This is a genomic window from Bradyrhizobium sp. (assembly GCF_047605465.1).
Taxonomy (GTDB): domain Bacteria; phylum Pseudomonadota; class Alphaproteobacteria; order Rhizobiales; family Xanthobacteraceae; genus Bradyrhizobium.
The window spans coordinates 90,194-104,669 of record NZ_JASGFS010000010.1 but is presented as its reverse complement, the minus strand read 5'-3'; the positions used below and the strand labels follow the sequence as shown (position 1 = coordinate 104,669).

Sequence of the window (14,476 nt, the reverse complement as noted above, 5' to 3'; positions counted from 1 at the left end):
GACGAATGAGCGGCCTTGTCCCCTCAACCAACCAGACCAAGCAGTCCTATGTGCGCAAGTCCGCGGCCAACTACGGCGTCAAGCCGGTCAATCCGGCCTGGCAGGAATTCCGCAACGGCAATTTCGGCCTGAAGGCCTCGCCGACGCGCGGCCGCAGCAACGATCGCCGCGGGGACGGCCAGGCGGGCGGCACGTTCCTGACGGATCTGAGCAATGCCGGTTCGATCGGTACTGAGCTCAAATTCAAGCATCTCGACGACCTCCTCGAGGCCGCCCTCAAGGGGGATTGGCAGAACCAGGCGCTGATCAAGGTCGCCACGCTCGACACCGAGATCTCCGATGTTTCGACCACGACGCTCACGGTGGCGGCCGGTGGCGGCAACTTCAAGACCGGCCATCTGACGCGGCTGCTCGGTTTCCCCACTGCCGGCAACAACAAGGTTGCGCGGGTGGCGTCCAACACGGGCACCTCGATCGTATATCCGGCGGCGACCTTCACGGCCGAGGCCGATCCGATCCCAGTGGGTGCAAGTGTCCGCGTCGTCGGCTTCCAGGGCGCCAGCGGCGACCTGGTTGCGACCACGACGGGCGGCAATGCGCTGACCAGCACCGCGCTGGATTTCACGACGCTCGGCAACGGCGTCGGAGACGGGCGCTGGGTCTACATCGGCGGCGGTGCGGCTGGCGAGAAGTTCGCAACAGCAGCCTGCAACGGCTGGGCGCGGATCGCGCAAGGCGGCGTCGCGGCCAAGCGGCTTTCTTTCGACGTCGTTCCGGACGGCTTCGGCGCCGACGCCGGCACAGGCAAAACCATATCGGTCTACACCGGCGACTTTCTCCGCAACGGCACCACGATCTGGGCGTTCGATTGGGAAAGCCAGCAGAGCGGCGTCGCGGCGACCATGTACGAATACTTCTACGACACCCTGGTCAACGGTCTCACCGTGACCCTGACGGGCGGCAAGGAGATTACCGTCTCCTTCGATTTCGTCGGCAACCAGGCGCAGGCGATCGGGACCGTGCGCTACGCCGGGTCGACCGATGTCGCGCCGCCGACCTATGGGACCATGACCTGCACCACCAATGTCGGCGATCTCACCGAAGGTGGTGTCACGCTGATGGGCGGCGTCAACTGCATGAGCTCGGGCTCGATCAAGGTCGCCAACAATATCGGCCGCGAGCCCGTCGTCGGTCCGCTCGGCGCATCGGCGACGAATGTTGGTGCATTCACCGGCTCCGGCAACGTCGATACCTATCTCGCCGATCCGACCATCATGGCGAAGGGCATCAACAATACGCTCTCATCGTTCGCCACTTTCACCGGCAACAACGACGGCGACAAGGAAGGCTACCGCTGGGACTTCCCGGCGATCCGCCTGACGCCGGATTCGGAGGTCGGCGCCTCCAACCAGGCCCGCAAGGTCTCCGGCCCCTTCGACGCCGAGCCGCACCCCAGCCTTGGCTACACCATGTCGGTCGGTCGCTTCTGGTACATGCCGTAGCCGCCCGTCGATCGAGACGCGCCCCCACGCGCGAAGAGAAGCCCGTCCAGCCGCGTTCCTCCCCAGGGCGGCCGGCGGGCCCGGCCGGGCAGTCGTGGGGCTGCCCGGCCCCCCAACCCCACGAGGAAGACATGGATATCGAAAGCGCAGTGGTCGTCGTCGACGGCCGCGAATGGCAGAAGGACCTCCCGGATCTCGGCGACCTCGAGGTGCTGGTGGCACCCTGGGAAAACCCGGCGTTCGAACGGGGGATGCAGAAAGCGATCCGCGCACTCCCGCCGGCCCTGCGCGCCGACGGCAACATCGAGCCGACCGCCTACGCCGGCGTGCTCGGCCGCGTGATGGCGAAGACGATCCTCTTCGACTGGCGCAATTTCAAGAGCGGGGGCGCTGAGAAGCCGTTCGATGCGGCCTACGCCCAGGAACTGCTCGTCAACCCGCGCTACAAGCCCTTCCGGGACGGCGTGATCGCCGCCGCCAAGCGCGTCCAGCAGGGCGTCAAGGCCGAGACCGAGGCCGTCGTGGGAAACTCATCGAGCTCCTCGACTGGGAGCGCGAATGGGGACCAGACGTCGAGCTCCTGAGAAAGCGCTACGACGAGATCGGTGCTGAGCACCCGGCGCATTTCTACCCGCCAGAGCTCATCCCCGGAACGGGCATCTACCTCGCGGCACTGCGCGCGCTGCGGAGCGATCGCCCGGTGTCGATCGGATTTGGCGCCGCCTTCACCGGCGCCATTCCCTTCGGCTCCTTTGTGACGTTCGCGCGGCGCTACGGCATCGACGATCTCTGCGAATTCGATCGCTTCGCCGAGATCCTCCGCCGGCTTGATAGCCACGAGCTCGTCCGCCTCAACAAGCCAAAGCCGTCCTGAGAGGTCCGATGGACATCCAGCAGGTCGTCCGCGAAGTGACGGTCCGTGGCTCTGAGCAGGGCATGGATCAGGTCGCGCGCGCCTATAACCAGGTGGCGGACGCGGCTGATCGGACCGCGACCGTCACCGACAAGACTACGAAGGCGCAGCAGAGCGCTGAGGCGGCCGTCGAGAAGCTGCGGCTGCGGTACCAGGACGGTTATCGCCAGCAGCAGCAATATGCCGAGGCCCAGCAGGTCTACCAGCGCGCGGTCGACCAGGGCAGGATCTCGCAATCTGCGGCCGCGGCCGAGCTCGCCAATATCCAGGGAAAGCTGGGGCAGGTGACGGCCGCGCAGAAAGCGGCGGCGCCGGTCGCCCAGGCATACAACGCGCAGATCGCATCGCTAACGGGCAATCTCGGCCTCACCGGGCAGGTCCTGCAGGCGCTCGGGCCCGCCGGCATCGCGACGGCGGCCGGGCTCGGCGCGGTCGTGGCTGTGTTGAACCTCGCGTCCGATAAGTCACACGAGCTCGCGGCGAAGGCGAAGGAGCTGAAGGAATTCTCTGAAGCAACCGGCCTGACGACGACACAGTTCCAGGCGCTCCGGTCGGAAGCGGGAAAGTTTGGCATCGACAGCGATACGCTTGCGACCGGGCTTGGCCGGTTCACCGAGGGCTTCAACGCCTTGCGTAACGGTGAGGGCGAGATGCTTGCGCAAATTCGCAAGATCAATCCCGCGCTCGCCGACCAGATGCAGCAGGTGACCGACACGGCTTCAGCCTTCACGCTGTTCGGCAAGGCCGTCGCATCCACCGACAACATCTTCCAGCGCAATGCGCTGCTCAAGGCCGGCCTCGGCCGCGGCGCCTCGACCTACGGCGCCTTGTTCGACAGCGCTCCCAACGTCGCCGCCATCACCGACGCCTTCACCGCCGCCGGCAAGGGCATCGACGAAAACATGATCAATAAGCTGCGGCAGCTGCAGATCGATATCGACAAGACGAAAAGCGCGGCCAACGGGATCTTCGCGAGCGCTTTTGGTGCCTCCACGCTCGAGGCGGAAAAGCGATATGCCGAGACCATGGTCGATATCGCCAAGAGTTTTAAGTACATCGTCGACAACGTCAGCAAGGTGAAGCTGCCAGAAATTCAACTTTCCGAAAAGAGCCAGAAGATCCTCGACGCCTACCTGGCGATCGTGAAGGCCGAGGGCAAGGTGATGCAGGTCGTGCTCAATCCGGCGGGCGCGGCTGTCGAGGGGCTGAAGGCGCTGGCTGGCTATGGCGCTCAGAAATACGATCAAGACGCAAATTCAGCGGCTAACATCCAGTCGCCGGCGAACTCGTATTCGACGTTTCAGGGCACGGGCCCGGGCGCCGCGGCCGAGAAGACGCCGCAGGCGAAGTTGGCCGATATGGAACACGAGATCGCGCTTCTCGGCACGGCCGCGACCGCTTCCGAGCGGTACGCCGCGGCTCTGCAGAAGCTCTCGGTAGGCCAGGACGGTGCGACACTCGCCGGCGAGAAGCTCGCCCGGGCGCAGGAGAGCTTGCGTCTCGATCGAGACGCCGAACTGATCGGATTGCGCGTCAGCGCGCTCGGCCAGGCCGCGACCGTGACGGACCTCCTCGCGCAAAAGGAAAACGCGCTGGCCAAGGCCCAGATGCTCGGCGCCAATCTGACGCCGGCGCAGATCGAGAACCAGAAGCGCCTGGTGATCGAGCAGGCCAACGGCGTGGCAGCCGTCAATCAACAGATCGACGCGCTGCGCGTTCAGAACGCGACACTGGGCATGTCCGTCGGGCAGGCCACCGCCTACACCGCGGTCGAAACCAAGCGACTCGAGGCATTGCGCAATGGCGCGCCCCTTGACGAGCAGCAGCTCGCGGCTCTGCGCGCCAAGGCGCAGGAGCTCGGCCGTCTCACGCAGAAAACGGCCGAGAATGCTGCGCAGAACCAGGCCAATTTCGACCGCGAGACGATGTTCCTCTCGGATACCGAGAAGCAAATCGCCCAGATCCAGCAACGTCTGCACGGCAATGACTGGAAGAATTACATGGACGACGCGCTTTCGGGCACGTTGCGGCTGAACGCCGTGCTGCAGGAGGCCAAAGACGCCGGGCTCGATTTCACGAAGAGCCTGGTGCAGGGGCTGATGCAGGGCAAGTCGGGCATGGAGGCTCTCGGGGATGCGGCCGGTCAGCTGGCCTCCAAGCTTGCGGACAAAGCCATCACCGACATTTTCTCCGGCAACTTCATCCAGGGCGGCGTCGAGGCGGTGGTTGCCGTCGGTGCGCAGCTCTTCGCCGGCGATCAGAAGGCCAAAAAGGAGTTGCAGGAAGCGCAGGCCCAGTGGACCAAGATGGCCGGCGAGGTCACGAAGTTCAACGAGGCGGCCGCCGGCGTTGACCTAGGGCCGCTTACGAACGAGCTGCAGTCGCTCTGGTCCTCGTTCACCACGCTAGAAGAGGCTGCCCGGAAGGCCAAGGATGAGAACAGCCGAACCACCCTCGCCGAAACGCTGATGGGCGGTATCAATCGCGTCATCCAGGAGTTCAAGGATGGCGCGGACGACCTTTCACCGCTTCAGAAGGCGATCAAGGGTGTGAACGATGAGGCCACCGGCCTCAAGGATACGCTGCTGCAAATCGGCACGGCCAATCATTGGGGCTTCGATCTCTCCGCCATCGACGCGGCGGCGCAGGCGCAGATCGAAAAGCTCGTGAAGGATGCGACAGACACACTCACGTCGAGCCTGTCCTCGCGGCTGAATACGGCGCTCGGCAGTTCCTGGGCGAATGACGCGACGGCACTCCTGAAGCAACACCAGACCGATCTTGCGAGCGCCGCCGAGCTCGGCAACGATCCGACTATGCTCGCGCAGATCGCCGCGGTGTTCCAGGCTGAGGCCCAGAAGATCATTCAGGATGCGGGCCTGGTCGGCGATCAGTTCAACGAATTTACCGCGCTCTTCCCCGATCTCGCCGACGTGCTGCATCAGGCCACGGTCGACGTCACGGATTCCATCAAGACGATCCGAGACTATCTCGACAGCCTGAAGGTCGGGTCGAATTCGATCCTGTCGCCCGAGGACCAACTTGCAGCGGCACAATCGCAGTTCTCGCAGCAGCTGGCGCTCGCGCAGGCTGGCGACGCCACCGCGATCGGCACCATAACGAAATACGCTGACACGCTGCTCAGCCAGGCCAAGAGCTTCTATGCGTCCTCGACCGGCTATAGCGAGATCTACCAGGCGGTCGCGTCCGCGCTCGAGGGACTGACGGGCACCAGCTCGACGACAGCCTATGCGACGACGACTTCGTCCGCGCAGGCCTCGGTCACGGACACGACCACCATTACGCCGATCGTCGCGACCGGAACAGCCGCGGCGAACGACAATGTGGCCTATTTCGCGCAGCAGACCTCGACCCTGGTCCAGGCGATCGCCGCGGCCGCGAGCGCCGACGTCGCCGCGATCGAGGACCTCCGCGACGTGCTGTCCGCAAAGATCGACGCCCTGAGGAATGCGATGACGAATGGGCGTGCCAAGCCGGCTAGACCGGCCGACAAGACAGCAGCCTGATGAGCGCGACCCGCTACTATCGAAAGAAGGACATCGACAACCTCACCGGTGTCGCACCGTATTCGCCGCCGACGCTCTACTTGTCGGCGCATACGGGCGATCCCGGCGATTCCGGCTCGCACGTCCACGAGATTTCTGGCGGCGGTTATGCTCGTCAATCGCTCGCCGGCGTTATGGGCGCGGCTGATGCGAGCGGCATCAGCGTGAACACATCGGTGATCACGTTCGGGCCCGCGACCGCCGATTGGGGCACGATCACATACTTCGGCATCGAGGACGCGGCCGGTGCCGGCACCGGCAACATGCTGTGTCCGGGCGTCCCTGTCATGCCGCGCACCATCACCACCGGCCAGCCTTTGCAGATTCCGGTCGGGCAGCTTCGGCTTCGCCTCACGTAGGCCGGACGTCGCGCTCCCTTCACTTGAAAGGACCACCATGTCGAAGAGCGACACTTTCGAAAATGACTTGCTCAAGCTGATCTTCCAGGGCATCGCGATCGCGAATCTCGCCGACAATGCCGCATCCTCGCCGCTCGGAAACCTCTATGTGGCGCTGCATACGGCGGATCCGGGCGAGGCCGGAACCCAGTCCACCAACGAGTGCACCTATACGCCGTATGCGCGCGTGGCGGTTCCGCGCAATTCGACGGGTTTCACGGTCACGGGCAGCAATGTCTCGCCGGTCAATGACGTCAATTTCCCGACGGCGACGAGCGGCAGCGAGACGGCCACGCATTTCTCGATCGGGACGGCCGCGAGCGGCGCAGGCAAGATCCTCTATTCGGGCACACTCTCGCCGACCATCGCTATCGCGAACACCGTCCCGCCGGTCATCACGAACGGCACCACCATCTCGGAAGACTGAAGGTCGGGCCTGGCCGGAAGAGGGGGCTTGAGCCGTGTTCTCAATCGGTCCGTTCAGCCGATACCGCTTCTCGGAGACCGACCAGGTCTCCTCTCGGGCGGTTGGCAGCGCGGCCGGCCAGGCCGCGGTCGTCGGTGTAGGTGCGCGCGCAGCCAAAGGGTCTGCCGCTGGCGCGGCCACCGTCACCGGTTACGGCGGCAGGGCCGCCAAGGGCACAGCCGCAGGCGCCGCCACGGTCACCGGATACGGCGCACGTGCCGCGCGAGGCCGGGCAGCTGGCAGCTCGACGGCCTACGCGATCGGCGCCCATGCAGCGCGCGGATCGGCGAATGGCGCGGCGACCGTTCGCGGCGCTGGCTCGACCAGGTGGGATCTCCTGCTCGAGGCCCAAGGAACGCGCCTGGCCTATTTCGCTGAAATCGAACCCTGGGTGCTGACAGACCGCTCATGATGTACGGCTCGGCTCCGATGTGCGCGCTGCCCTGGTCCGACGACCGGCAGCGAATGCGTGTCTATTTCGACATGACGATGGATCTGTCGGCGGAACTGACGCTGAAGATCTACGTCTCGACGGCTGCCGGCTATGCCACCGAGCCGACCGACACTCCGGCGAACCAGCCTTTCCGGGGGGCCTTGCAGAGCTTTTCGTTTTCACGCTCGATCATGCAGGGCGATATCGGTCAGTTCACGACCGGGACCGGCAATCTGACCATCTCGAACGCGGATGCCGAGTACGATTTCCTGCCGTTGTCCTACGCGATCGATGGGCGCCCGATCCAGATCCGCATCGGCCGCGTCGACCAACCCTATGCCGAGACCTATCCGCTCGCCAAGCTCACCGCCTCGGGCTGGAACATCGACACGGATTCGATCTCGATCGACCTCGAGGACTATTCCTACAAGCTCGAGGTCCCGATCCAGCCGAACACCTATGGCGGGACGGGGGATGCCGACGGCGGCTCCGATTTGGCCGGCAAGCGCAAGCCGCTCGTCTTCGGGAACGCGCTCAACGTGTCGCCGGTCCTGCTGGTGCCGAACCTCTTGATCTATCAGGTGCACGATGGATCGCTGCAGGCGGTCGATGCCGTATACGACCGCGGCGTGCCGCTGGTGGCCGATGCCGATTATGTCACCTATGCCGCCCTTGTTGCCGCCAGTGTCGTCAGCGGCCGCTATGCAACTTGCCGCGCGCGAGGGCTGTTCAAGCTCGGCAGCAGCGCCAGTGGGACCGTGACCGCCGATGTCCGCGGCGATAATTCCGACGGCTATATCAGCACCACCGCAGATATCGTGCGCTGGGCCCTGCGCAATCGCACGGTGCTGTCCGATCCGAGCGATCTCGATACGGGCTCCTTCTCGGCGGTGAACGCTGCACAGCCTGCGCCGGTCGCCTACTTCATCGCGCCCGATGACAATTTGACGGTTGCCGCATTCGTTCAAACCCTCATGAGCGGCATCGGCGGTTGGGGCGGGCACCGTCTGGACGGGACATTCGAGGTCCGGATCTTCTCGGCGCCCGCGGGAGCGCCGGTGGCATCGTTCAGCCGCGCCGACATGGGCGGCGGAGATATCAAGCGCGAGCCGTTGCCAGATGCCTATCGGCCGCCACGTTGGCGCTGGCGGGTGCCGTATGCACGATGCTGGACCACCCAGACCGACTTGGCGGGATCTGTGACTGCCGCGCGGAAGGCTTTCGTCGCCGAGCCATACCGGCTCGCGGAGGCCAGCTCGAGCACGATCCAGCTCGACCATCCCTTCGCCCAGGACCGCGACCCCGTACAATCATATTTCGTCAATGAGACCGACGCGGCCGCCGAGGCCGCGCGGCTCATCGACCTCTTCAAGACCACACGCGCGATCTACCGCATGGCGCTGCCGCGGCGCGCACTGCGCCGGGATATGGGCGACGTCATTCAGGTGACGCATGACCGCTTCGACCTCCGCTTCGGTCGCCTGATGACGGTAGTGGAGTGGAAGGCGGAGGTCGATTTTTCCGGCGATGGCGCCGACACTGTCGAGATTGCCGCCTATGGCTAACGCCTGCCTTCTCATCGACAACGTCGCCGAGAATTCTGTGATCTCGGCCTCAAGCCAGGCGCTGACCATGCCGGCGTCGAACCTCAAGACGCCACATCCGTCGCAGCGGTGGCGGAGCCTTGACCCGGTTGGTTGGTTCATTTCCGACAAGGGGCCGGGGCTTCCGGTGGATACGGTGCTCATCTGTGGTCTGACCTGCAGCGCCAATGCGAGCGTTCGGCTCCGGCTGTCGTCGATCGATGCGAGCGGCGTCGCCGGCGACGTCCTCGACAGCGGTGCGATCGGCAGCGGCGCGGCATCTTTCGACGCCGAATATGGTGAGTTCCTGTGGTTGCTGCCGGCGCCCCTGGTCTGGCGCTATACGCGCTTTGATATCAGTGACACCGACGCCGACTATGTCGAGGCTGGCTGCCTGGTCGAGGGCGTCCGCGAGAGCTTCAAGTACAATTTTGCCGGTGGCGACACGATCCAGCACGTCGACCGCAGCCGTGTTTCCCCGACTTCCTCGGGCATGACGCTGACCTGGGACGACAATACGTTCCGCCGCGCCAACCTGTCCTTCAATGCCGTGACGACCGATCAGCGCTACGGCCTGATCGAGCGGCTCGACCGGGTCAAGGGCCGTAAACGCAACGTGCTCCTGATCACGGATCCCGAAAGCGACAATCTGGCGCGGGATTCGATCTATGGCCTCGTGACCGATCAGACCGCGATCGCCTTCTCGAACGCGTTCGCGGTCGACGGCAAGCCGCTCTTCGGCAAGCAGCTCCGCATCGACGAGAGAATCTGAAATGGCCTTCGTTCCGCCCAAGGATCGCGTGCTCGAGCACTCGACCTCCAACAGCCAGACCGTGTTCGCGGTGACCGGCGCGCTCGATATTTCCTATAACGCGTTCAGCGCCTCGATGAGCGTGGGTGATACCACGATCGGCGCCGTGGTCGAGCCTGGTGTGGCTTTCAAGTCCGGCGTCCTGACCTATAGCGCCGCGAACCAGATAACGGTTTCGACCGTGCTGGAGAGCAAGGGCACCTTCTCGGCGAGCGGGGTGAAGGAAGTTTTCATGGGGCAGCCGGCGGCGCGCTCCGTCAGCCTCGATGGCGCCCAGACCCTGTCGGCATCGCTGCAATCTCAGGGCCGCAAGAACCTTGGCGTCTATGTCGACGAAGCTTTGCCGAATGGGCAAGACTTCAACAGCGTCACCAACAGCGGCACTTTCTACACTTCGGACACGACGGCGACCAACACGCCGAATGACTCGGTCGGGTCGTATTGGTGGCTGGAGGTCATCTATAACGGTTCCTACGTGAAGCAGACGGCGACGCCCTACACCGCGGCGACGGGCATTGCCTCGTCTTCGGTGTTCGTGCGGACCTGCATCGCCGGCACGTGGCGGCCGTGGCGGCGGTTGAACTCGATCCTCCGCGGCTACATCGACGGGCTAACGCTCTCGACCGCCGGATCCTCCTCGACATTCGCGGTTGCGGCGGGCGTTGCGACCGACAGCACCGCCTACGACTCGATGGAGCTCGCTTCATCGATCAGCAAGACCACGTCGGCATGGGCAGTGGGTTCGGGCAACGGCGGTCTGGACACCGGATCGATCGCGACGAATACCTGGTACCACGTACATCTGATCAAGCGCGTCGATACCGGGGTTGTCGATGCCCTGGTTTCGTTGTCGCCAACTTCGCCAACCATGCCGACGAATTACACGCTGGCGCGGCGCATTGGTTCGATGAAAACGAACGGGTCCAGCCAGTGGACGCAGTTCACCCAGATGGGAGAAGAATTCCTGTGGACTACGCCGGTCGTGGACTACACGATCTCGGCGACGATCGGAACGACGGCATCTTCGCTGTCGCTGAGCGTGCCCACCGGGATCAAGGTCCTCTCCAACATCAGTGCGGACGCGCAATCGTCGTCGACCGCGTTCTCCGCGCTCTTCAGCTCGCTTGATACGGCCGATACGGCGCCTGCCACCAACGGCATCGGCTACACCTGGAGCCAGAGCATTGCGGCCCCGCTGGCGCTGAATGTCCGCACGAATACTAGCGGCCAGATCAGGGCAAGGGCTACGGCGTCGGTGAGTTGTTCGGTGATGACGCTCGGCTGGTTCGATCGCCGCGGCCGCGACGGCTAGCGCCCCAGGCATCCTTCGCACTTCGTTTCTTCCGGAGAAAACACGAGATGGCTTTCGTACGCGCCCGTGCGCGCATCCTCGAGCTGTCGACGACGTCGGGCAGCGGTCCGCTGGCGCTCGCCGGCGCCGCCGACAACTCTTACAACACGTTCTCCTCGTTCATGTCGATCGGCGATACGACCTACGTCAGCGTCGTCGAGCCCGGCGTCGCGTTCTGGACGGGTATCGCCACCTATAGTGCGTCCAATGAACTGACGCTGACCACCGTCGAGGAGACCAAGGGAACGTTTGGCGCCGGCACCAAGGAGATCATGGCCGGTCCACTCGCATCGACGTCGATGTTCCGGGAGGACATTACCGGTGCGATCGTGACGGGCGGCACGGCGACGGCCTACACCGTTGCCAGCTATCGAAAATACGACAGCCTGTCGCGTCTTGATGGCAATATCATCGCCTTTACGCCCCACGCGATGAATGGGCAGGGAGTGACGCTTAACGTCGATGGGCTCGGCCCCAAGCCACTACGCTTGGCGCCCGGCGTGGATCTCGGTTCAAACGTGCTGGTTACGGGCTCCCCCTACACCGCCCTCTATCGTCACACGGACCAGAGCTTCTATCTGCATGCGCTCGGTGGCAATGCTTATGGTATCCCGCTGGGCGGCGGTATGGACTTCTGGGGCGCAACGCCCCCAAGCAGCGCGTTCGCACTCATGTATGGGCAAGCGCTCTCGCGAACGACCTACGCGAAGCTCTTCGATGTACTTGGGACGACACACGGCGCGGGCGACGGAGCGACCACTTTCAATATTCCTGATCACCGCGGGCGCGTCGCTGCTGGACGTGATGACATGGGTGGGACGGCTGCCAACCGCTTGAGCGCCACGAGTATCACGGCGGGCGGACCTACGACGCTCGGCGGCTCTGGCGGTGCGGATACCAAGGCGCTCGCGACCTTGAACCTCCCGCCCTATACGCCGTCCTTCAGTGTCCCTCCGGCGCTCAATTTGACGGCCAACCTAAATACGGTTGCGACGACGGGAAGTGACACCGATGCGGCCCTGGCCGCGGGCAACACGGCCGGCACCAATATTGGTCAGCGGTCGGCGTTCATCGGGACCAAGTCGATCTCGTACACGTTCGCGGCGCAGGGCGGAGCGAGCACGCCGTTCTCTCTCGCTCAGCCGACGATCATCGCCAACAAGCTTCTGCGCGTGCTCTAGCCGCGGCCGTTCCCCGCCGAGCTGTCCTCTCCATCTCTTTTTCAACAAAACGAAGGTGATCCCATGACCGACACCGTCTTCGGCCAGGCGCTCGCGCGCCTGTGGCCGCGTGCTCCTCAAGACCTGCGCGATGGCATCGTCGCAACCGCGCCGGAAGTTTTCGCGAAGTACGGGTTTTCGCCACTGGTCGTCGCGATCTTCATGGCGCAGATCAGCCACGAGTGCGGCGCTGGTCGCGAGCTCGTGGAGAACCTGAATTATTCCCCCGAGGGAATAGTGCGGACTTGGCCCAAGCGCTTTGCTTCGCTCGCCGACGCGATGCCGTTCGCGCACCAGCCTCAGAAGCTCGCTAACAAGGTCTACAACGGCCGCATGGGCAACCGGCCGGGCTCGAATGACGGCTGGTGGTTTCGGGGCAGGGGCGGGACCAACACCACGGGGCATGACGGCTATTTTCGGCTGGCCCAGAAGATGGCCCGGGATCTGCTCAACGAGCCCGACCTGGTCAACCGGCCGGATCTCTTCCTCGAATGTGCCGCGGTCGATTTCGTCCTGTGCGGCTGCGTCCGGTTCGCACAGGCGGACGATATCCGGGGTGTGACCTACCATCTCAACGGCGGCTTCATCGGGCTCGCCCAGCGCGAAGACTGGACCCGGCACTGGAAGACCGCCCTGATGGCCGAGCACGGCCAGGCCGCGCTGTTTCCGGCGCCTGTGGCCCGTCCGGCCGGGGATCTGGGCTACGGCGACAGCGGCTTCGCGGTGAAGGGCCTCCAGGCGGCCCTGAAGGCCAAGGGATACGGGGTCGGTCGGGACGATGGCGACTTCCACGAAGCCACCAGGGGCGCCGTGGCGGCCCTCCAGCTCAATCACGGCCTTCCGGCCACCGGCGTGGTCGACGACGCCACCAGCGCCGCCCTGGCGCGTTCCCCGGGGGCGCCGATCGGCGAGGCGCGGGCGACCGCGACGGTCCAGGACCTGCGAGAAGCAGGCTCACGGACTATTGCCGGGACGGACCGCCTCAGCCTGTACGGCCGGCTGAAGCTCCTCCTGGGGCTCTCCACGCTGGGCGGGGTCGGCGCCGAAGAGGGCGGCGCCTTCGATCTCGACGCCGTCCAAGCCGGCATCGACAAGGCCCACCAGGCCGCCGGCATCCTCGATCAGGCCCGCCCGTTGCTGAAAGCCATGTTCTCGAGCTCCTGGGCGCTGCCGATCGGTGTTGCCGCGGCCGTGGTCGGAATCCTGGTGCTGGTTGACGCCGCGCGCATCGCCCGGATCAGGCTCGAGGACCACCGCTCAGCCGCGAACATGGGGCGCTGATCATGCTGGCCTCGCTCGCGGGCGCGATAGCGCTCATCCCCGGCGGCGGCGCCACGGTCGCCGGCGCCGGGCAGGCCCTCGGCTGGCTCGTCCGCTGCGGCACCTGCCTCAAGATCCTCGCGGTGCTCGCCGCACTCGGTTTCACGGCTCTGCATGTGCACCGGGAGGAGGTCGCTCGCTGCGACCAGCGCATCGTCGCCGATCACCGCGCGGCGGCCGCCGCGGCGACGCAGCGCGATTCCGATGTCGCTGCGGATCTCAACAAATTCTTCGCACCGAAGCTCGAGGCGCTGCGCCGAGAGAACAAGGCCCTTCAGGATAAGGTTAACAAATATGCGAAACGGAAAGGTCTCGCTGCCGCGGCTGGCAAGCCTGGCACTTGCCGCCTCGGCGATGCTGCTGGCCTCCTGCGGCCCGAGGCTCGCTGACCTCGCGCCGCCGTTGCGCGTCGATATTCCCGTGACCTGCGAGGATCTGCTCGAGCAGATCCCGCTGCCGGCGTTCGGGCCCGACGACGACGCAGTGCAGGCGTTCCTATGGGTCGAGGCGATCGCAATCGAACAAAACGGTGTCATCGCGCTCGCGCGGGCGTGTCTGCGGCGGCAGCGTTCGGACTATGCGGCAAAGGGAGATAAATGATGCGCGCCGTGGCTTCGAGCCGACCGCCGACCCAGCTTGACCGCATCGTTGCGCTCGAAAAGCGCGCGGACGGTCATGACCAGATCGCCAAACAGGTCGGCGAGATGTACGACTTTTTCACCAAGGCGAAGACGATCAATTGGTTCATCGTCAAGGTGTTCGCCGTGATCGGCGGTTGCCTGGGGCTTGTTGCGGTGGTGCTGACCATCGCGGCCAATATGGCGAAGCTGCTCGGCCGCTGATCAGCCAATCTGGATTAGCTCGTCAACGCCGTCGGCGCCCCCGCGCCGGCGGCGTTTTTATTTCAGCGCGT

At 64.9% G+C, this 14,476-nt stretch carries 15 protein-coding genes; all 15 read left to right on the top strand.

All coding sequences use genetic code 11. The features are described from left to right. Positions 1–5 precede the first annotated feature (5 nt). The 15 genes from QM712_RS12090 (at position 6) to QM712_RS12020 (ending at position 14,405) form a co-directional block, all read left to right on the top strand. On the top strand, positions 6–1,502 hold the full coding sequence (locus tag QM712_RS12090; RefSeq protein ID WP_415023321.1) for a phage tail tube protein: 1,497 nt from the start codon (positions 6–8) through the stop codon (positions 1,500–1,502). Positions 1,503–1,633: 131 nt separating this feature from the next. Further along, the gene (locus QM712_RS12085; RefSeq protein ID WP_415023320.1) at positions 1,634–2,086 is read left to right on the top strand and encodes a hypothetical protein; all 453 of its coding nucleotides are present in this window, start codon (positions 1,634–1,636) and stop codon (positions 2,084–2,086) included. 116 nt (positions 2,087–2,202) lie between these two features. Next, positions 2,203–2,376, top strand: a complete 174-nt coding sequence (locus tag QM712_RS12080; protein ID WP_415023319.1) for a hypothetical protein — start codon at positions 2,203–2,205, stop codon at positions 2,374–2,376. Positions 2,377–2,384: 8 nt separating this feature from the next. Further along, complete coding sequence (locus QM712_RS12075; protein WP_415023318.1) at positions 2,385–5,942, top strand: hypothetical protein; 3,558 nt, start codon at positions 2,385–2,387, stop codon at positions 5,940–5,942. Then, positions 5,942–6,340 carry a hypothetical protein gene (locus QM712_RS12070; RefSeq protein WP_415023317.1) on the top strand — a complete coding sequence of 133 codons (399 nt, stop codon included), beginning with the start codon at positions 5,942–5,944 and terminating at the stop codon, positions 6,338–6,340. The genes QM712_RS12075 and QM712_RS12070 overlap by 1 nt, the downstream gene beginning before the upstream one ends. Positions 6,341–6,377: 37 nt before the next feature. Then, positions 6,378–6,806, top strand: coding sequence for a hypothetical protein (locus QM712_RS12065; protein WP_415023316.1), 429 nt, complete (start codon positions 6,378–6,380; stop codon positions 6,804–6,806). A 34-nt stretch (positions 6,807–6,840) separates the two neighbouring features. Continuing rightward, positions 6,841–7,257 (top strand): hypothetical protein, encoded by a 417-nt coding sequence (locus QM712_RS12060; protein WP_415023315.1) that lies wholly within the window; start codon positions 6,841–6,843, stop codon positions 7,255–7,257. After that, positions 7,254–8,843 (top strand): hypothetical protein, encoded by a 1,590-nt coding sequence (locus QM712_RS12055; protein WP_415023314.1) that lies wholly within the window; start codon positions 7,254–7,256, stop codon positions 8,841–8,843. Before QM712_RS12060 ends, QM712_RS12055 begins: the two co-directional genes overlap by 4 nt. Continuing rightward, positions 8,836–9,633, top strand: coding sequence for a hypothetical protein (locus QM712_RS12050; protein ID WP_415023313.1), 798 nt, complete (start codon positions 8,836–8,838; stop codon positions 9,631–9,633). Before QM712_RS12055 ends, QM712_RS12050 begins: the two co-directional genes overlap by 8 nt. Before the next feature lies 1 nt (position 9,634). Next, positions 9,635–10,984, top strand: a complete 1,350-nt coding sequence (locus QM712_RS12045; protein ID WP_415023312.1) for a pyocin knob domain-containing protein — start codon at positions 9,635–9,637, stop codon at positions 10,982–10,984. A gap of 47 nt (positions 10,985–11,031) precedes the next feature. Beyond that, positions 11,032–12,204: a tail fiber protein gene (locus QM712_RS12040; protein ID WP_415023311.1), complete on the top strand. Its 1,173-nt coding sequence runs from the start codon at positions 11,032–11,034 to the stop codon at positions 12,202–12,204. A gap of 63 nt (positions 12,205–12,267) precedes the next feature. Beyond that, complete coding sequence (locus tag QM712_RS12035; RefSeq protein WP_415023310.1) at positions 12,268–13,524, top strand: peptidoglycan-binding protein; 1,257 nt, start codon at positions 12,268–12,270, stop codon at positions 13,522–13,524. A gap of 2 nt (positions 13,525–13,526) precedes the next feature. Then, a complete protein-coding gene (locus tag QM712_RS12030; RefSeq protein ID WP_415023309.1) occupies positions 13,527–13,952 on the top strand; it encodes a hypothetical protein in 426 nt (141 codons plus the stop codon). Further along, positions 13,918–14,163: a hypothetical protein gene (locus QM712_RS12025; protein WP_415023308.1), complete on the top strand. Its 246-nt coding sequence runs from the start codon at positions 13,918–13,920 to the stop codon at positions 14,161–14,163. The genes QM712_RS12030 and QM712_RS12025 overlap by 35 nt, the downstream gene beginning before the upstream one ends. Then, positions 14,163–14,405, top strand: a complete 243-nt coding sequence (locus QM712_RS12020) for a hypothetical protein (protein ID WP_415023307.1) — start codon at positions 14,163–14,165, stop codon at positions 14,403–14,405. The genes QM712_RS12025 and QM712_RS12020 overlap by 1 nt, the downstream gene beginning before the upstream one ends. Positions 14,406–14,476: the final 71 nt, after the last annotated feature.